Consider the following 18,484-nt stretch of genomic DNA (forward strand, 5'->3'; position numbering starts at 1 on the left):
CGATGTCGGCCTTGCTTTCGCCACCGCACGAGAGGCCGAATCTACCAGTTCCAGCGCAACCGCGCTGGCAACCCTTACGGCTCGGTGTCGTGGAGCTGTTTCATTACGACAGTGAAGAATTCTGGTTCCGCGACGGCCATCTGCTCTTGCGCGGCAATAACGGCACCGGCAAGTCGAAGGTGCTGTCGTTGACCCTGCCCTTCCTGCTCGACGCGCAGGTCAAGCCATCGCGCATCGAACCCGACGGGGACAGCGGCAAGAGAATGGCCTGGAATCTCCTGATGAACAGCCACGATCGTCGCAATGGCTATGCGTGGATCGAATTCGGCCGCCTCGCCGACGACGGTACGCCGCGATATCTGTCGCTCGGGGTCGGACTTTCCGCGGTCGCCGCCCGTCCGCAGGTGGAAAGCTGGTTCTTCCTGATCGAGGAAGCAGAGCAGGCGCCGCGCATCAATCAGGACCTCTGGTTGATGAGCGACCAGCGCGTCGTATTGACCAGGGAACGCCTTCGCGACGCTCTCCATAGCCATGGCCAGGTCTTCGACACCGCGACCAGCTATCGTCGCGCGGTCGACGAACGTCTGTTTCACCTCGGCGCCAAGCGTTACGATGCATTGATGGACACCCTTATCCAGTTGCGGCAGCCGCAACTTTCCAGGAAGCCGGATGAAACTGCGCTCTCGAACGCACTGACGGAGGCCTTGCCGCCACTTGCGCCGGAGTTGCTCGGCGATGTGGCCGAAGCGCTCGGCCAACTCGAGGAGGACCGCCGTCAGCTTGAAGAATACCAGGCATTGACCAAGGCCGTTGTGCAATTCGACCAACGCTATCGCATTTACGCCGGAACGCAGAGCCGCCGGCAAGCGCGCGCGCTGCGTCAGGCCCAGACTGAATTCGACAGCGCCAGCCGAGCGCGCAGCGAGGCTCAAGTCCGGCTTGAGAACGCAAGCAGCGATGAGGCGAAAGCCCAGACCGCACATCATGAGACGGAGGTCGCCCTGGCCAGCGAACGCGCCCGCCTCGAAACGCTACGTAGCAGCCCGACGATGGAAGATGCCAACCGCCTCGAATTGGCCGTGAAGGAAGCCGAGGTGCGTGGACGCGCAGCGCAGGGAGCAGCTTCAACCCTCGAGGAGTCAACCAAACGATCGGAGCGCAGCGCGAAGGATACGGAACTCGCCAATCAACGCGCGCTCGCGGCCGAACACAGGATGACTGGATTGCGTCATGACGGCATGACCCATGCCGAGGCGGCGGGTATCGCCAGCCTCCATGCGGAGAACCCGCTGTCAACGCTCACGACCAATGCACTGGTCGAGCTGACGCAAAAGACGTTCGACGGTGCATCGACCGCGCTGCAAGAATTGGTCACCAGACGACGCGAACAGATCGCGCTGCTCCGCCAGCGCCACGCCGACATGGCGTCCATCGAGACCGAGCACGCACAGCGCCTGCGTACACGTAATGATAGACAGGATGCGGTCGAAACCGCAGTGCACCGACGTGAGCTGGCCGATGCCGACGTTGAACGCAAGGGCATCGATCTCATCGAGACCTGGGAGCGATACTTCGCTAGCGTGAAACAACTGCAAGTTGGTTCCGACGATTGTCTTGCGGCGTTGGCGGCCTTGGGCGACTGGGTCGCGGCCCTGGATGGAGATAACCCGGCGCGCCTTTTGCTGCAGGCAGCCCAGTTGCAAACCAATTGGCGGCTTGCACAACGTCGCGCCACACTCGACGGCAAACGCCAGGTGCTGGAGGCTGAGCGCGAGACCCTCGGAGACGAGCGTAGCTGTCTCGAAGCCGGTATCGACACGATGCCCCCCGCACCTTACACGCGAAGCTCCGATGCGAGGGCTGCCCGTACCGGCGCGCCACTCTGGCAATTGGTGGACTTTCGTGACGCGGTAACCAGTCCGCAGCGGGCCGGCCTCGAAGCTGCGCTGGAAGCTGCCGGCCTTCTGGATGCATGGGTTTCGCCCGATGGCCGGCTGCAAACCAGAGATGGCGGCTCCATGCTGCACGATACGCAGGTCTTGGAGCGAGGACCGCATCCGACGTCACTTGCCAATTGGCTGCAGGCGGCCCTGCCGGACCACAGCACCGTATCAGTTGATGTCATCGAGCGGGTGCTGGCAACGATCGCCTGCAGCGACGACGATCTTGTCGATAGTGAAGCGTGGGTGGCTCCGGACGGCCGATTCCGCCTTGGCAGTCTGGCAGGTGCCTGGGACAAACCTGCGGCGGTCTACATCGGATACGCTGCTCGCGCAGCGGCCCGTGAGCGACGGCTGGCCGAAATTGCCGAGAGACTAGTGTCAGTCGGCCATGAACTCGCGGCCCTGCAGGCGGAGACCGAGCAACTCACCAACGATCAGCACGAGACAGACGCTGAATGGCGCCTGGCTCCGGCCGATGATGTCCTTCGAGAAGCCCACATCGCCGGCGTCGCTGCCGCCCGCGAGGCACAACTTGCCCGCGACCGGTTGGGCGAGGCAGACGCTCAATACCGGGAGGCGGAAGAAAATCTGCGGAGAGCGCGTGAACGGCTTGCCGCTGACGCTAGCGATTTGCGTTTGCCAATATCACCTGCCGCCCTGCCTGCGATCGAAGCGGCGCTGAACAACTATCAGGACGCGCAGATCCGGCTCACGCAAACCATCCATGAGCTGCGCCTGGCGCTCGCAGACCTACATAGGCAACGCGCCCGCGAAGCTGAACTGCTTGACGACGTGAAGAGGCATCAAGAGCAACGCGATACGGCTCGGATCGAGGCGGAAGAAGCATCATCGCGGCTTGTTGTATTGCGCGAAGCGGTAGGTGCAAGAGTCGAGGAACTGCAGCAGATGCTCAGCGAGGCGCGTGCCGGCGTCGACGGGTACGAGACCGAATGGAAGAAGGCAGGGACGGCCTTGCAAAAGGCCGGCGAAGCCCGTGCCGTCGCCCACGAGCAGTCCGCGACCGCTAATGTGGCGTTTGAGCGCGGCAGCGAAGCGCGTGCACAAGCCGTTTCGAAGTTCCGGCAATTCACCTTGGCAGGTCTGCTGTCGGCCGCATTGACAGACCTGGAGGTACCGGACGCTAGCAGCCCCTGGACGATAGATCCGGCGCTGACGCTGGCCCGCCGCGCCGAACAGGCCCTGTCCGGCGTAAAGGACGACGACGAGGCGTGGACGCGCGTCCAGCGGCAGATCGGCGAAGACTTTACCGAACTGCAACGTTCCCTCAGCGCGCTCGGCCATCAGGTGCTTGCCGAACAGAGCGACTGGGGCCTCATCGTAAACGTCATCTACCAGAACCGGTCCGAACGCCCGGACCGCCTCGCGACGCGGCTTGCGGCAGAGATCGACCAGCGTACCGAGCTGTTGAACGCCAATGAGCGCGCTGTGCTGGAAAATCATCTTCAGGCCGAGATCGCCTCCGAAATCCAGCGTCTGCTGCAGACAGCGGAGGCGCAGCGCGATGCGATCAACAAAGAACTGTACAGTCGGCCAACATCCACGGGCGTACGCTTTCGTCTATTGTGGCCGCCTCTGTCGGAAGAAGAAGGCGCCCCCGTCGGCCTGGAGGCTGCGCGTAAACGTCTCCTCAATACCAACGCGGACCTGTGGTCGTCCGAGGACCGTCGGGTTGTCGGCGCGATGTTGCAGCAGCGCATCGCAGCCGAGCGCGAGCTCGCCGAAGTGGATGGCGGCAGCCTGATCGACCAGCTTTCGCGCGCGCTCGACTATCGACGCTGGCACAGATTCCGCGTCGAGCGCTGGCAAGACGGTCAATGGCGAAAACTTTCCGGCCCGGCCTCCAGCGGGGAGCGAGCCCTCGGCCTCACCGTGCCATTGTTTGCCGCTGTCGCCAGCTTCTACAGCCAGGGCAGCTACGCGCTGGCACCGAGGTTGATTTTGCTCGACGAAGCCTTTGCCGGCATTGACGATACCGCACGCGCTCATTGTATGGGCCTCATCCGGGAGTTCGATCTGGATTTCGTCATTACGAGCGAACGAGAGTGGGCCTGCTACGCTGAACTGCCTGGCGTATCGATCTGCCAGTTGCAGCGGCAGGAGGGCATCGATGCAGTGTTCGTTTCGCGCTGGACCTGGGACGGAAAGGCAAGAGTACGGGAAGCCGATCCCGACCGCAGGTTTGCGCCGGCATGACCGATGGGACCGAAGAACGTCTTCGACGCCTGCTCGGCGGCAACCATCTCGCCTCCCTGCGCAAGCGCCTGCGTCGGCGCTTCGAACGCGTGCCGCTGAATGGCGTGGTCGAGAGTTTTCGCATCGGCGACTTGACGGCGCCGGAGCACGCTGCGCTGGCTTCGCTGCTGGGTCGTCCGCAGCACTACGCGAGTTCGCTGCGGATCGATGTTCGCCAGGTCGACGCCGCCTTCCGGAATTCTGGCATCGCCTTCTCGCTGCGCGACGCGCTTGAGCGGCTTGACGGCCCGATTGCCAACCTCGCTAGCGAGCGATTTCAATCGCAAACCCTTTGGTCGGATGTGATCAGGGGCTGCAATCACCCCGGACTCGTCGGATTGCTCGAGAATCCGGCAGGCTTGGGCCTGCTCAAACGCCTCGCCAAACGAGAGCCTTCGGCAGCGAGCCAATTATGTCGCCGTGCTGAAGCGGTCCTGCAACGTCTGCCGGCGAACGGCATCACGCGCTCGCAACTGGCTGCCGAGGTGTTGGGCGATGCCCATGCGCTGGATAGCGGACGGGCAACAGCCACCATCGTGATGGCGGTCTGCCGCCAGGCCATCCCGCGAACCTACGATGACTCTGTGGAGGAGAGCCCGGACGAGGAGAGACAAGACGGAGAACGGGATCGCGACATCTGGGCGAAGGTAGGGGTTCTCGTCAACGAACTGGCACGCCCTGCCCTCTTTCTGAATCTCCCCACGAGCGAAACGGAAAGCTACGGAAGGCCGCCGGGAGAGCCGGCGTACGCGTCGCTGCGCGTTTTGCTGCGTTCATCGCCCAGATGGAACGTCGCCGGACGCGAAGTATACGTTTGCGAGAATGCAAACCTGCTTTCGATCGCTGCCGACCGCTGGGGTGCCAATTGCGCTCCGATGGTCTGCACCGATGGCATGCCGGCCGCCGCGCAGCGATGCCTACTCTCTCAACTCGCGTCCGCCGGCGCGCGACTTCAATATCATGGCGATTTCGACTGGCCGGGACTGCACATTGGCAACCACGTCATGCGGGAACACGGCGCGCAACCGTGGCGTTTCCTCGCGGAGGATTACGAGCTTGCCCTCCGGGCGGCCTCAGCCATCCCAGCCCCCCTCACGGGGAAGGTGGTCGACGCTGCCTGGGATCCGGCGTTGACGAAGGCTATGCGACATCATCGAGTCTCTATCGCCGAAGAAGGCCTGGCGGCCTCATTGCTCGTCGACTTGGGCGACTACTAACCTCCCAGCGCCAGTGACAGATCCAGAAGACTCCGCAGCTCTCGGGACCGCCAGTTCATTCATTGATGCAACAAGGTCGGTCAGCGTGCCCGATACGATCGGTGTGACGGGCGTTGCATTGGCGACGCCGCCGGCCTCGATCACGGCGCCGGTCGTGGCCCCGGAAACGATGGCCGCATCGTTGGTGCCACTGATGTTGGTGGTCACTGGCGGTGGGGTAGCACTCAAGGCGAGGCCACTCGCAACATTCGTGCTGCCCAGAAGGTCAACTTGTAGGCTGGTCGTTGACGCATCATTGTCACGGTCGACTGCTGTCACGTCGAACAGCAGGTCGGTGCTGGGGATCCTCGTTCCCTCGCTGTAAGTGATGTTGTTGACGGTAAACGTGGTGTTGCCGGTTACGGCGTGATCGTACGACACCCCGATCTGGTTGTATTCCGACCCAACGAAGAGCGTATCGGTCGAAGTTGCACTATCGAAGGTGGAGGTGTTTATCAGCGCGAGATTTGAAGTCTTTTCTACAACGATGCGGGCGTCACCCAATGGCTTTGGGATGTTGATGTTGAAGTCATGGATCTCGGTGGCACCATTAAAGACCTTGAATACGACGTCTGCGGTGCCGTTTCCTTGCCACTGCGTCAGAATGAAACTGACGTCCGTTTGCTCGGGCCTGAAGGTCAGAAGCAAGGTCTCGTTCTGATCCATCTGCAGTCCGGTGTCACCGACCGCGATGCCATTGCTCGACGCTTTGATGTCAGCAGGTGCACCGTTGAAGTCGCCGGTGATGACGAATAGACCGTCCGGAGCGGTGAGTGACAGTTGACCGCCGCCGGATGCTCCGAAATCGGAGCCGGTGACTGTCGTCTGCTGCAAGAAACCGACGCCCTCGATGTCAAACGTGTAAGTTCCGTCGGGGTTGATCCGCAGTGTAAAGAACGGATCGCTTAGAGTCCCGCCTGTATCGGCGAAGAACGCGTTCTAGTTCCACGCCGCCATTCACCGCTTGGGTCGTGTAGTAGAAGGTGTCGTCACCATTCCCGGTCACGTGCACCGACGTGATGCCGCCGCCCAGATCCGTTGTCGCGAGATTGTAACCATTCACCGCGCCATCGTGGACGGCTACGAGCATCGCGGCATCGCCATCGGCGCCGAAATTCACATGGTAGGTGCCGTTGGCGACTTGATTATCCTGGGCGAGAATAGTTGCGGTGTCGAAGCCTCCAATCATCGGACCGTCGTCGGTGATGGTCAGCCCGGCTGCCAAGGTCGAGGGCCGCCGTCTGGAAGTCTCCGTCCTTGTCGGTGATCGTCGCCGTCAGGTTCACAATCCCGGCGGTCAGCGACACAGCTTCGCCGCCGTCCGGGTTGGTGCCGAACGGCTGCAGCACCGCCCAGTACTCGGTGAAGGTCACGAGCCCCGTCGTCGGATCAAGCTGGATCGTGAACGCGAGCGTGCCGCCGGCGGTACCCACATGACCTTCGATAGTGTTGTCATTCAAAACCAGCACGTCAGCCTCGCCGGTGTGCGAGTCGATCAGACCCGACGCCGCGCCGCTGCCGCCGGCGATCGACAGCGCATAGCGGATCGTCGAGCCGTCCGCCCCCTGAACCGCGGTGAACGCCGTCGAGAAGTTGCTTGACGTCGTCGCCAGCGTCGCGTCCGGCGCCGAGCCGGCGATGTGGTCGTCGAGTGCCGTCGCCGTCAGATGCGTCTCGCTCAGCGTCAGCGACGGTGCCGTCGCCAACGCCACGATCGTCGGGCCGTCGTCGGTGACGGTCAGCTGGTTGCCGAGATCGCGCCTCACCGTCTGGAAACTGCCGTTCCTGTCAGTGATCGTTGCACTTAGGTTCACAATCCCGGCGGGCAACGACACACCTTCCCCGCCGTCCGGGTTGGTGCCGAAAGGTTGCGTCACAGCGCGGTACTCGGTGAAGGTCGCGACCCCGGTCGCCGGGTCAACGTTGATAGTGAACGCCAGCGCGCCGTCGATAGTGCCGACATGACCTTCGATGGTGTTGCCGCTCTGGACCAGCACGTCGGCGACGCCGGTATGCGAGTCGATCAGACCCGACGCGGCGCCGTTGCCGCCGGTGATCGACAATGCGTAACTGATTGTCGCTCCGTCCACTCCCTGGACCGAGATGAACGCCCGTCGAGAAATCGCCTGACATTGTCGTCAACGTCACGTCCGGCGCCGAGCCGGCGATGTTGTCGTCAAGCGCCGTCGCCGTCAGATGCGTCTCGCTCAGCGTCAGCGACGGGCTGTTCCCGTCACGCCAACCATCGGGCCGCGGATGATGATCGTCACCTCCTCTGGTGTGCCGTCGATGCTGGTCACCGTGAATGTGTCGGTCAACGTGTCGCCGACCTTGAGAGCCTGCACTGCGCTGTTGGCCTCGTCGAGCATGTAAGTCCACACGCCGTCAGTCGTCATGGTGAAGGTGCCGTAGCCGCCGGCGCTTTTCGTCGGCGAGCTGACTGCCGTGAACGTGTTGGTCGGATCGTCGGGGTCGGTATCAGTGAGCGTGCCGGTCGCGGTCTGCAGGCCGGGCGTGGCGTTGACGGCGGCACCGGCCTCGATCACCGAACCGGCGGTGGTGCCGGAAATGATGGCGGCGTCCTCGACGCCATTGATGATGATCGTGAAGGTTCGACTTGCCGAGAGCGTGCCGTCCGAGACCGTAATGACGAAGCTCTCGGTCGTGGGGATCTTGAGCGCATTTATCGCAACGTTGTTCGGGACGAATGTGTAAGCCCCCGACTCGCTATTGAGATAGAGCGTGCCAAAGGAGCCGGTTTCCGACTCATCATATGCAAGTCCGTTGAGGACCGTGCTGCCGGCGGTCCCTCCGCCGATGCCGAATGTCAGCGTTCCGACGTTGGAAGTGCTGGCCGTGAACGTCCCGGTCGTCGACTTGAAGGTGTCGAATACTGCCGTATCGGCTTCGATCGGCCCCAGCCCGGCGTTCAGGATCGGCGGTTGAGGCGGCTTAAGCCAATAACCTCCAGCAAAGCTGGAGGTTTGATTGGGAACCGCCAAGGCGGTTTTAAGGGATGTTAGGACGATTGCTTGGATTTTGGGGCAGCTGAAATCTTTAGCTCAAACTGATCCAGTTGCTGGTCGGCCATTTCCTGATTCTTGATGTAGGCTCGGATCATTTCCTCATCACGGCCGACGGTCATGACAAAATATCCGCGTGCCCAGAATTTGTGGCCCAGGAAATTTCGCATCTTCCGTTCGACGTTCTGCGCGATCCAGATCGAACTCTTCCCCTTCATATACCCGATGATCTGCGCCACCGAATATTTCGGAGGTATCGATATCAGCATGTGGACATGATCCGGCATCAGGTGCCCCTCCTCGATCCGGCACCCCTTCCGTCGTGCCAGATTGTGAAATACCTGGCCCAGATGCCGCTTGATCTTCCCGAACAGCAGCTTCTTGCGGTACTTCGGCGTAAACACGACGTGGTGCTTGCACTCCCAAGTCGCGTGATTAAGATGATTGTACTCTGCTTCCATCATGGTCTCCTTGAGGGTTCTTGGCGGTTCCCCAAGGAGACTCCATGACTTCATTCCCGCAGCTGTAGAACTGCCGGTTTTCGCCCCGCCATAGGCGGGGGCTTAGCAGGTTTGGTCAGACTAGACACAGCATGTCGCGCTCCATTCGTCGTGATAGGGACACTCTACTGGCCTGACTCAGGACCGTTCCACCTGAGTGAGGTTCCACCTGAGTGAGGTGCACTGTCGCTCGCCGCCGCGAAAGTCAGTCAGAAGTTACCGACCTCAAACAATCTAGCGTAAGGTCCGTCTGCGAAGTGAAGCCGCAACTCATGAAAATTCTGTACCGTCTGGTCCAGCGGTCGCGTTTCCTGGCGCTGAAGAATGGCGCGACCAGAAAGCTGAAGCGCTGGAACCCCGAAGAACTCCCAAATCGTTGCCAAGCAAGCGGCGGGTTCGCGAAGAAGACTCTCGTACTCAATCACAAGCATGTTGGTCAGCGCGAAGGAGTGCGCGACCCGAGCGTGGAAATTGTCGGCAGTCTTGAAGTAGGCCTCGCAGTCGGCGATTGACAATCTGACGCACGGCGGCGGAGCCGCGTTGTCAGAGCTGAATTTCAGCCATTGGCGGGTTTGCCTTGCCTGCACCAGCGATCGTAGCGATTCCAATGTGTTTCTGCGAACCACGAGGATGACCTTCAGGCCTGGCCAACCGGCCAGCTCGGCAAAAAAGCCCGGACGATCGTGAAACTGAGGTTCGTTGATCTTGCAGCCAACGTGCGTCACCTTGTCCCTCCGCGGGGGATAGCGCAGGTAGGCAAGTTCTAGGAGCTCGCGATCGCTATGTAGCAGGCGATCCTTATCGGGCCACTTCGTATCATATGGATTGAGCAACTCACCGTTACTGAACACGTTCGGATGCTCGTTTAGCAATGCTTCCAGATAGTGCGTGCCAGTCCTTGGCATCGCAAGAATTACAAAGGGCTCAGGTGACAGTGCGGGGTACGTCATTGCATGTGGCTCCAACTAATATTGATCGCGAGGCTTGGGGTGGCGCCCCGCACAAGAATCCACGCTGTCATCTCTCCGCCGACTCGTTCAATGATGTTGAGAAGCGGCGGGGACTAAATCCGCGCTCATGCAACGCTGCAATCAAGCGGGACAGCACCATGACCCGTCTGGTCGCGCAGGCCGGCGTGAGTGTCCGGTTTCAACCCGCTCGGCTCTTTGTCCTGGTTCTCACAATACGGCTCACGGGACCCGATCGGCGACGTGATTTGTACCAGGAGGCCAATACCCGAATCATGGGGACGGCGTTCCATAACGCTGATAGATTGACTGGATTCCATCGAGGACCTCGCGTGACAGGCTGACTTCCACACTGGCGATGTTCTGCTTTAGCTGCAGCTCGGAGGTCGCGCCTACGAGGGTGCTTGCAACGAATGGCCGGCTGCTGACGAATGACAACGCGCCGTGCGCTGGATCAATGTTATATTCCCGAAACAGCGTTGTATATGCGAGGGCCGCATGCTGGGCCCTCTCATTGCTGTAGCGGAAGAATCTCCCTAATAAGTTCAGCCGCGAACCGCCTGGTCGCTACCCACCCAGGTACTTACCGGTCAGTGTGCCCATCGCGAGCGGCGAATACGCTAGAAGCCCTACCCGTTCGCGCTGAGCCATCTCGGCGAGGCCGTTCTCGAAGTCGAGGTTAAGCAGATTGTACGGATTCTGAATGCTCATCACGCGGGCTAAACCATGTACTTCTGCGTGATGCAGGAAGCGCGCAAGGCCCCAAGGTGTTTCGTTGCAGAGCCCGATGTGACGAACACGACCGCTTCTGACGAGTGCGTCCAACGCCTCCAGCGTCTCCAGGATCGGGACCGTGTCCTCGTCGAGTTCGTACTGGTAGTCGACTAACTGAAAGACGTTGGTGCTGCGGTCGGGCCAGTGCAGTTGGTAGAGGTCGATATAGTCCGTGTGGAGCCTTTGCAGGCTGGTGTCCACGGCCTCGAACAGATTGGCGCGTGTGTAGCTGACGCGGCCGTCGCGCACATAGGGCAAGTTTGCCTTGCCTGCTCGAACAGGGCCGACGGCTTTGGTCGCAAGCACGACGTCTTGCCTGCGCCGGGTCTTGCGTAGCCAACTGCCGATATAGCGCTCCGCAAATCCATGTGTCTCCGCACGGGGTCGCACAGGGTACATTTCGGCAGTGTCGACCAAGTTTATGCCGGCATCTAGGGCTGCGTCCAGTTGCGCGTGTGCCTCGGCTTCCTCGTTCTGCTCCCCCCAACTCATAGTGCCCAAGCCGAGTGCGCTCACCTTCAGGCCGCTGCGGCCCAGTTCACGATACTGCATCGCATATCTCCTTCTCGTAGTGGTCGTGAGTAGCGTCAACGCATCAGGCGTCGACGAAACAGTGCCGCCGACAGGAAGAACGGCAATACTGCGTACATGCAAATTATACCGATATGCAGGCCGACGCTGCCGGCCGGGCGGCCAAGCATCGCCGGACGAATGAGATCGATCGAATGTGCCAGCGGCAAGAAGCGCCCCACCTGCTGAAAGGCGTCGGGCAGTTGGGTAACCGGGAAGACCGCGCCGGACAGGAACAGCATGGGTGTGAGGACGAGCGTCTGGTGAAACACGAAATAGTCGTAACTTGGTGAAAGCGCTGCGACGACCATCGCCAGGCTCGCGAAGGTGAGACCGGTAAGGGCGATAGCTGGCAGCGCATAGAGGATGGATGGCCACGCTGCGTAGCCCAGGATGGCGGCAACAATCGTAATTGCCGTCCCGGCCAGAAAGGCCTTGCTGGCTGCCCACGCCGCTTCACCGAGAAGGATGTCGCCGAGCGTGAGCTGCGTGCACAGGACTGCTTCCCAGGTGCGCTGATGATGCATGCGAGCGAAAGCCGCATGAATGGTTTCGAAGGTGGCGGAAATCATCGCGCTTGTCGCGACCATGCCAGCCGCCAGAAACGCGACATATGAGGTGCCGTCAACGCGACCTAGCATTGCTCCGAGGCCCAAGCCGAGGCCGAATAGAGAGCTCATGGGCTCGGCGGCGTTCCCGAGAACCGATGCCAGCGCGACTTTCCGCCACGCCAGATAGTTGCGTCGCCATACCGCGATCCAGTTCCACGCATTGGCGGGCAGAGCCGCCGCATAACGTCCCCACATGGTTCAGTCCTTCATCTCCCGACCAGTCAGCAGCAAAAAGACATCCTCAAGATTCGGTGGACGCTGCAGAAAGCGTAGACCCGTGTGCCCGCGCGGCTGCCCGCGCACCCGCTCCGGATCTGGCGCATAGCAAAAGAGCGTCTCACCGCTCACGTCGATACGCTGCGCGTACGGCCTGATCAGCGCACCGAACTCATGCGGATTGCCACCGTAGATCTCGATCACTTGGCAGCCGATCTGCTCGTCGATTAGGATGTGAGGCCGGCCTTCAGCGATCTTGCGCCCTTGCTCGAGTACGCACAGCCGGTCGCACAACCGCTCGGCTTCTTCCATGAAGTGGGTGGTCAGAAGAATCGTCTTGCCGCGCGCCAACAGCGAGCGCAACCGTTCCCAGATCAGGTGGCGCGCGTGCGGATCGAGGCCGGTTGTCGGCTCGTCCATGACGAGGAGCTGAGGGTCATTGATGAGCGCACGCGCTATCGTCAGGCGCCGCTTCATGCCGCCAGAGAGTTCGGCGACGCGCGCATTCGTCTTGTTCTCGAGGCGAGCGAACTCGAGCAGTGACGGCGTGACCGCTTCGATTTGGTGCGCGCTCATGCCGAAATAGCGCCCGAACACCAGCAGGTTCTCCCGGACTGTGAACTCAAGATCAAGATTGTCGAATTGCGGGACCACGCCTATGCGCATGCGAGCCAAGCGAGCGCGTCCCGGCACTGGTTCCCCGAGCACGGTGATGTTGCCCGCGTCAGCTGACGCCATGCCGAGAACCATGCGCGCAATCGTGCTCTTGCCTACGCCATTCGGTCCCAGCAAGCCGAAGCACTCTCCCGACGCAACGGTGAACGACAGCCGGTCGACAACGACCTTGTCGCCATATGACTTTGTTACGCCGGTAAGGCCGATCGCTATCGCGGACATGCGCTCATCTTGGCGTGAGGGATGCCGTCGCCCGGCGATAGCTCAGCTGCAAGCGGCTTGGTCAACAGCAGGCCGTCGCACCATACGTGTTCAACGCGTCCCCACTGGCAGGCTGCGGCGGCATCCGGAAAAAACCCACGCCCATGGTGGTTGGCACTTGTATTGCAAAGCGGCGGAATGCCCGTGAGTTTTTCATATTCGACGAGAAGCTCAGCGACTTTGTGCTCAGAGTTTCTAGGAACGGTCTGCAACCGGGCAGACCCGTCGAGATGTACAACGGCGGGGATTTTGTCCCGCCATTCCGCTCGCGACTGGTGATCGAACAGCATGTAAGGATCCGGCGTTCCAGGGCTGAAAATTTCCGGCGCGCGATCTTCCAGGCATATCGGCGCCACTGGCCGGAAGTGTTCGCGACGTTTGATGTCGTTAAGATGATCCTTCATTCCCGCCGATGTCGCGGCTGCGAGAATGCTTCTGCCGCCCAACGCTCGTGGTCCGAGCTCAGCGCGGCCGGCGAGGAAAATCACGGGCTTATTGCTCGCCAGGATGGCAGCAAGTTCATGCATACTACACGGCGCAGCCTCCCACTCAGACGGCACATCGGTGCGTGCCAGGGCAGGGCCACTGTAGACCGACCATTCCGGCACGAAGCCTATGTCCGCCGCCATTGCGGCACAAGCCGCGCCGATTGCCGAGCCGCTGTCATTCGGAAAGGGCGGCACCCAGACAGCATCGCACAGGCCATTAGCACGTAGTGCACTGTTCCATTTTATGTCGAGACCGCAGCCACCGGCTATACACAAGTTGCGCGATCCCGGAAAACCCGAATGCCGCTGCAAAGCGACTGTCACTTCCTGAACAAGGAGACGCTCGAGAAAACAATGAAAAGATGCAAGTACATCTTCGGGTGCCTTAGCCTTCAATCGCAGCGCGCTCCGCTCGAAGAAGTCGTGCATAGCCGCAAGTGACGACTCCGCGCTGTTTATGCCCGCTCGGTAACGGCGAGCCTGCTCCGTGTCGGCCGCAAAGCGCTCCTCGTAGAGCTCCTGAAATACCGCCATCATGGCTTCATCAGCACACCCGAGCGCGGTGTAAGCCATCAGCTTGTCGGCAACACCTAGGTCCCAGCCGGTCCGGTTCGCCTGCCTATAAGGTCCGAAGTGAGAGCCAGCGGCACCATATGCATGGCCTATCATCGGGAACAGGCATTCGAGGAACCGGGCGCCCCGACGATCTACATAGTAGAGACGTGGAAAGATGCAGCCGTCCCATACCAAGCAGAAGGCTGGTTGTCCGGCTTTGGCAAAGGGGCTGGTGCAGTATGCGGAGGCCACATGGCCTGTGACATGCGGATAGCTTCTATAAGGGAAGAGCCTGCCCTCGAGCATGAGCCCAAAGCCGTCGTGCGAAGTGAGAAGGCCCTCGGCATAGCGTTCAACATACGGCGCCCCTTTAAGAGTGATCGCTGCCGCCCCACTGAGGGCCTCGGATTGGGATTCGACTTCCCCGTCCCAACCATCGATGACAAACCGATCGACATCCCGCGGATCCAGACCGTGCTCCGCTAAAGCGGCGACAACTGCGTCGAGATTGTCGATGGCTTGATATCGCAGATTGTTGCCCCGCTTCTCCTGCTCGACGCAACCGTCCGTCCTCGACAAGAGCGATCGCCCCGTCATGCGTCAGCTTTATACCGCAGATGCGCATTGTGCCTCCATGTCAACGTCGGCGATTCGATTGACTCGAGATCGAATCGGATTTCGGAAGCAGGCGAGCAAGCAGTCTTCGTTGACCGACTCGTCATGGCACTGCAGCCGCTCGACCTCGATCAGCGTTTCGTTCAACATGCTGATGACCGTCTCGGCACCAGCATGGTGACCCAGCGCCGACACGTGGCATCGCGCGCGGATCCGAAAACCAGCGGCCCTTCTGGCGCAAGCATCCGCACTAGGCGCGTATCTCGGCCGTGTCAGCCAGGTGATCGAGAACTGCCGCCACGACGATCAAATCGAACAGCTCTCCGGTCGAGAACTGCTGAACGTCGCAGACTATCCACGTGATGTGCGACCATCTCTTCGTCCGTTGGCACGCTCGACCAATCGCTCGCGGCACGACATCGAGCGCTCTGAGCCGCTTGCAGTGCGGCGCCAGCTTTTCCGTGAATGCGCCGGCTGCGCACCCCACTTCGAGGGCATTTGTGATAGACCCTCTGGAAAGCGAAAGCCGCGGCATTTGCGTGTGACGCTCCCGCTCAAACGGATTTCCGTCGAGGCGCCACGGATCGTCGGCAGCCAGTTCCCGCTCTAACAGTTGGTATTTCTTATCCAGGCTCACGAGCTATTCACCTATGTAACTGCACGATCACTCGCCGCTGCAAGCGCTGTCAGACGTTACCAACGTCGAAGAAGCACACGAAAGATCCCTCCTTCGGATTGACCCACCAATTCCCGGACCTTCTGTAACATTTGGTCCAGCGACCGGATTTCGGATGACGACCTGCTTTCCCCCCGTTTGGTAGCTTGGCAGCCTGGCGCGACAGCCAATCGCTATTGCTCAATGTACACAATGCATAGGCTTTCACGGGGAGTAAGAGAAAGATGTTGATGAGTGTGCGCAGAGAAAAGCCGAGAAATCGAAGTTCGCGAGCACGAAACTCTGCGACGCTGCAGCGAACCACGGTCATTGATGCGATAATCAGTCCTGCCCACCACGGCACTGTGGCTGTGAGTGCGAGCTGCGCGAGCGCCGTTAGCGATGACAGGGCGAGAAGTAGCGGGCCGAGATTCTGTCCGACTACATCTAGCGTGAGATAGCGATCCTCACCGAAGTCGCTTGGCTTTCCCCGAAAGAATTGCGTCTCGTACTGATCTAGTAGCAACAGGAGCGCGGAACGACGGTACATCGCACATGGGCCGCAGCAGCACATAACGGCGCCGAAGCGAGCTTGTGCCGCGCGCTCTTCGTTGCAAGCCAACCAGTACTCCATATCAATCAACCGGGTCAGCCAAGTGTCGCTTCGGTTGCTCGCCGTCAACTGCCCCATGGCCGCCCCGATCGCTGGATCCTGCATCTTCCGTGCAAGCTTCGTGACCACATCGGCAGCTATTATCGTGTCCGAGTCGACGTTGAGCACGAGATCTCCAGATGAGCGGCGTATCACAGCGATCTGTGCCTTCCGCTTTCCGACATTCTTTCGCAGCAGAATGAAGCCGAACCTCGGGTCGTCAGAGTAGGCGTCGTGAACGGGTGCCACAGCGTCGAGATTTCCAGAACCGTCATCAACCACATAGACCCGCAGCTTTCCGGCGTAGTCTTGGCTTGCAATGGACTTCAGACACGCCGAGAGCGTACGCGGGTCCTCGTTGAAGCAGAGGACGATGACATCCACGCTTGGTAGAGCGTCGGAGTTGACCACGTCGCCCGACGGCGATGAAACGTTTGTCGGCAGAGCATAAAGCACCTGCACGCTTCTATGGACAGTCGAGAGAAGCGCATAGACCGAGATAGCGACAGTGCTGGTTGTGGTAAGCAGGTTCATAGGGTGCCGGTTTGGTGAGGTTGAGGAAGCGAGCGGATTGAAAATCCGCGGACATGCAATGCTGGAATCAGGTTGGAAAGCGCCAAGACGGTCTGATCGCGCAGACCAGCATGAGTGCCCCGTCCCAACTCGCTGGGTGGACATCCATCGTGCAAGAGCACAATTGCTCCCGGCCGGATAGAGGCCATCACCGCGTTGACAATCGCGTCAACGCCGGGACGAGACCAGTCTCGCGGGTCTACCGACCAGTGCAGGGCAGCCAGCCCAGCCCTCGCTGACGTAGCGAGCACCTCTTCGGTCCACATGCCATAGGGTGCACGCATGTGCCGCGGCGAGGCCTGGGGGCATGCCATCCTGATGACTCTGCTCGCCGTTAGTATTTCTTGTTGCACTTCGGCGAGTTCGCATCTGGACAAGTCCGGATGAGTCATTGTGTGGTTTGCGACCTCGTGCCCTTCTGCGACCATTCGTCTGATTAGTTTCGGCTGGTCCGCCGCGTACGCGCCAATGACGAAGAAAGTCGCTGGCACTCGGTGTTCCGCCAGCACATCGAGGACATTCGGCGTGCAAAGTGGATTAGGACCGTCGTCAAACGTCAGATAGACGCCGCGACTTTCGGTGCGGTCAGCGTATTCGCCGCGCGCTTCGCAAGAGCAGTCGAGGTGTGTCACAGCTCCGGCCCGTTCCGATCAATCATCGTGCCGGTCGGCCACTCGCTCATCGACCGTCCAATTGGTATAATCACGATGAGTACGTCCTCGGTGCGTGTGGGCGGCTTGTCGAGACGCACATCTGGAAGGGTCGACCGCACGCGAACCCCCGACAAAACGGTTGCCAAACCCTGCCGGGCGCCCCTTTCAACATGCTTCTGCAGCACAGGCCGAACCGCGCCGAAGCCGAAGGGAACACCAAGCTCCTGCAGGGTTGGACGCAGGACGTGCACTGCACCGTGATAGGTGACTCCGAGTCCCTCAAAATCTCGACGTACCGCGTACAAACCTAGGTCGGCCACTAGTACATCGACCGCGCCAACCTTGATGAAACGGCGCAGTAAGCCCATATGAGCCGCTACATCGCGCGAGTCGTAGCCGATTACACGGAGCTCAGGCCTCGCGCCGGCCCAACTTCGACTGCCTTCGAATGGCTTTCCATTAAACGCCCCAGTCGGCCCATACGTCTTTCGAAAGAACTCGGCGAGTTCGACATGGTCGGCGAGTTGCAACTCGTTTTCCCAGCACAGCTTCCACCGCACCTGAGAGCGCATTGAGAGACCCCCCGTAGAGCTGGATACGGCAATATTCATGGGTGCCTCCTTTGCGCCGACCGGCATTCGAGTGTGGACTTGACGCACGCGAGCAGTTCGCTACCGATGAACGGCTTCACCAGGGAATGGGAAACGCTGGCTCGCAGCGCCCGCAGCGTCGGGCGACGATCGAGGGTGACGTGCCTATCAGCGTCGATGGCCGGAGCAGTGTAACGCGCCTGAAGGTGACGAATAAATGCCCACCGACGCCCAGCGCTGTCGCATCTGAAAACAGAGAAAGCCTCGTAATCGGAGTTATTTCGGAGCAGACGCAGGAACACACTTTTCGACACGATATCTTAGCTCTCGGGCCAAACCCGACAGCGCCTAGGTTGATGCATCGTACTATTTAGCGTTGACCGCCAGCTTCGAGAAGCCTTGAGCATCACTGTCCTTCGTCAGCGACCGGTACGTGGCCTTCACGTTTCAATTTAGAAAATCCTCGATCCGTGGCCATAAAGCGCGCCAACATGGGGGCGATGAGCTTAGTCGGTTCGACCACTTGACCACCTTGACGCGTAAGGGCTTCTGCATATGCAATGAGATCGCGATGCACGGCCGCCGGCAGCTCCGTACTCACTTTGACCGGCTTGTCGTCTGGAAGCTCTCCTATTTTGAGCTTTGGCATGTTG

General features: G+C 60.5%; 14 protein-coding genes and 3 pseudogenes. 2 read left to right on the forward strand and 15 right to left on the reverse strand.

Features of this window, described 5'->3' with window-relative positions; all coding sequences use genetic code 11:
• The first annotated feature begins 2 nt into the window (after window positions 1-2).
• Window positions 3-4,157, forward strand: a complete 4,155-nt coding sequence (locus H8A95_RS05505; RefSeq protein WP_233286931.1) for a TIGR02680 family protein — start codon at window positions 3-5, stop codon at window positions 4,155-4,157.
• Window positions 4,154-5,413 carry a TIGR02679 family protein gene (locus tag H8A95_RS05510; protein WP_229166697.1) on the forward strand — a complete coding sequence of 420 codons (1,260 nt, stop codon included), beginning with the start codon at window positions 4,154-4,156 and terminating at the stop codon, window positions 5,411-5,413. The genes H8A95_RS05505 and H8A95_RS05510 overlap by 4 nt, the downstream gene beginning before the upstream one ends.
• Here the strand turns inward: H8A95_RS05510 and H8A95_RS05515 are convergent.
• From H8A95_RS05515 to H8A95_RS05585, 15 genes and pseudogenes are all read right to left on the reverse strand, one after another.
• Entirely contained in the window at window positions 5,384-6,286 is a 903-nt protein-coding gene (locus tag H8A95_RS05515) for a hypothetical protein (RefSeq protein WP_229166698.1), read from the reverse strand. The two genes, H8A95_RS05510 and H8A95_RS05515, sit on opposite strands and share 30 nt — an antisense overlap.
• A 19-nt stretch (window positions 6,287-6,305) precedes the next feature.
• Window positions 6,306-6,641, reverse strand: a complete 336-nt coding sequence (locus tag H8A95_RS05520) for a hypothetical protein (RefSeq protein ID WP_229166699.1) — start codon at window positions 6,639-6,641, stop codon at window positions 6,306-6,308.
• Entirely contained in the window at window positions 6,598-7,575 is a 978-nt protein-coding gene (locus tag H8A95_RS44080; RefSeq protein ID WP_312000882.1) for a DUF5801 repeats-in-toxin domain-containing protein, read from the reverse strand. Before H8A95_RS44080 ends, H8A95_RS05520 begins: the two co-directional genes overlap by 44 nt.
• Window positions 7,576-7,665: 90 nt before the next feature.
• Entirely contained in the window at window positions 7,666-8,454 is a 789-nt protein-coding gene (locus tag H8A95_RS05530) for a VCBS domain-containing protein (RefSeq protein ID WP_229166701.1), read from the reverse strand.
• Between the two features lie 17 nt (window positions 8,455-8,471).
• Window positions 8,472-8,936, reverse strand: a complete 465-nt coding sequence (tnpA, locus tag H8A95_RS05535; RefSeq protein WP_229182273.1) for an IS200/IS605 family transposase — start codon at window positions 8,934-8,936, stop codon at window positions 8,472-8,474.
• A 248-nt stretch (window positions 8,937-9,184) separates the two neighbouring features.
• Window positions 9,185-9,925 carry a sulfotransferase gene (locus H8A95_RS05540; RefSeq protein WP_229166702.1) on the reverse strand — a complete coding sequence of 247 codons (741 nt, stop codon included), beginning with the start codon at window positions 9,923-9,925 and terminating at the stop codon, window positions 9,185-9,187.
• A gap of 291 nt (window positions 9,926-10,216) precedes the next feature.
• Window positions 10,217-11,269, reverse strand: a pseudogene (locus H8A95_RS05545) (NADP(H)-dependent aldo-keto reductase).
• Between the two features lie 35 nt (window positions 11,270-11,304).
• Complete coding sequence (locus H8A95_RS05550; RefSeq protein WP_229166703.1) at window positions 11,305-12,093, reverse strand: ABC transporter permease; 789 nt, start codon at window positions 12,091-12,093, stop codon at window positions 11,305-11,307.
• A 3-nt stretch (window positions 12,094-12,096) separates the two neighbouring features.
• Window positions 12,097-13,011: a nodulation factor ABC transporter ATP-binding protein NodI gene (gene nodI, locus H8A95_RS05555; RefSeq protein WP_229166704.1), complete on the reverse strand. Its 915-nt coding sequence runs from the start codon at window positions 13,009-13,011 to the stop codon at window positions 12,097-12,099.
• A pseudogene (gene nodU, locus H8A95_RS05560) lies at window positions 12,999-14,718 on the reverse strand (nodulation protein NodU). The gene nodI and the pseudogene nodU overlap by 13 nt, the downstream one beginning before the upstream one ends.
• Window positions 14,700-15,345: pseudogene (nodS, locus tag H8A95_RS05565) on the reverse strand (nodulation methyltransferase NodS). The pseudogenes nodU and nodS overlap by 19 nt, the downstream one beginning before the upstream one ends.
• 49 nt (window positions 15,346-15,394) lie before the next feature.
• Window positions 15,395-16,549, reverse strand: a complete 1,155-nt coding sequence (locus tag H8A95_RS05570) for a glycosyltransferase (RefSeq protein WP_229182274.1) — start codon at window positions 16,547-16,549, stop codon at window positions 15,395-15,397.
• Window positions 16,546-17,220, reverse strand: a complete 675-nt coding sequence (gene nodB, locus H8A95_RS05575) for a chitooligosaccharide deacetylase NodB (RefSeq protein WP_130582779.1) — start codon at window positions 17,218-17,220, stop codon at window positions 16,546-16,548. Before nodB ends, H8A95_RS05570 begins: the two co-directional genes overlap by 4 nt.
• Window positions 17,217-17,852, reverse strand: coding sequence for a NodA family N-acyltransferase (locus H8A95_RS05580; RefSeq protein ID WP_274617383.1), 636 nt, complete (start codon window positions 17,850-17,852; stop codon window positions 17,217-17,219). The genes nodB and H8A95_RS05580 overlap by 4 nt, the downstream gene beginning before the upstream one ends.
• A 385-nt stretch (window positions 17,853-18,237) precedes the next feature.
• Entirely contained in the window at window positions 18,238-18,480 is a 243-nt protein-coding gene (locus H8A95_RS05585) for a DUF2274 domain-containing protein (RefSeq protein WP_229166706.1), read from the reverse strand.
• Between the last annotated feature and the right edge of the window lie 4 nt (window positions 18,481-18,484).

It is taken from the genome of Bradyrhizobium oropedii (assembly GCF_020889685.1).
Classification (GTDB): Bacteria; Pseudomonadota; Alphaproteobacteria; order Rhizobiales; family Xanthobacteraceae; genus Bradyrhizobium; species Bradyrhizobium oropedii.

Excerpts from the sequence above, each read along its gene's own strand:
- H8A95_RS05505 (WP_233286931.1), top strand. The coding sequence starts at position 3 with ATGTCGGCCTTGCTTTCGCCACCGCACGAGAGGCCGAATCTACCAGTT.
- H8A95_RS05510 (WP_229166697.1), top strand. The coding sequence starts at position 4,154 with ATGACCGATGGGACCGAAGAACGTCTTCGACGCCTGCTCGGCGGCAAC.
- H8A95_RS05520 (WP_229166699.1), bottom strand. The coding sequence starts at position 6,641 with ATGATTGGAGGCTTCGACACCGCAACTATTCTCGCCCAGGATAATCAA.
- tnpA (WP_229182273.1), bottom strand. The coding sequence starts at position 8,936 with ATGGAAGCAGAGTACAATCATCTTAATCACGCGACTTGGGAGTGCAAG.
- H8A95_RS05540 (WP_229166702.1), bottom strand. The coding sequence starts at position 9,925 with ATGACGTACCCCGCACTGTCACCTGAGCCCTTTGTAATTCTTGCGATG.
- H8A95_RS05550 (WP_229166703.1), bottom strand. The coding sequence starts at position 12,093 with ATGTGGGGACGTTATGCGGCGGCTCTGCCCGCCAATGCGTGGAACTGG.
- nodI (WP_229166704.1), bottom strand. The coding sequence starts at position 13,011 with ATGTCCGCGATAGCGATCGGCCTTACCGGCGTAACAAAGTCATATGGC.
- H8A95_RS05570 (WP_229182274.1), bottom strand. The coding sequence starts at position 16,549 with ATGAACCTGCTTACCACAACCAGCACTGTCGCTATCTCGGTCTATGCG.
- H8A95_RS05580 (WP_274617383.1), bottom strand. The coding sequence starts at position 17,852 with ATGAATATTGCCGTATCCAGCTCTACGGGGGGTCTCTCAATGCGCTCT.
- H8A95_RS05585 (WP_229166706.1), bottom strand. The coding sequence starts at position 18,480 with ATGCCAAAGCTCAAAATAGGAGAGCTTCCAGACGACAAGCCGGTCAAA.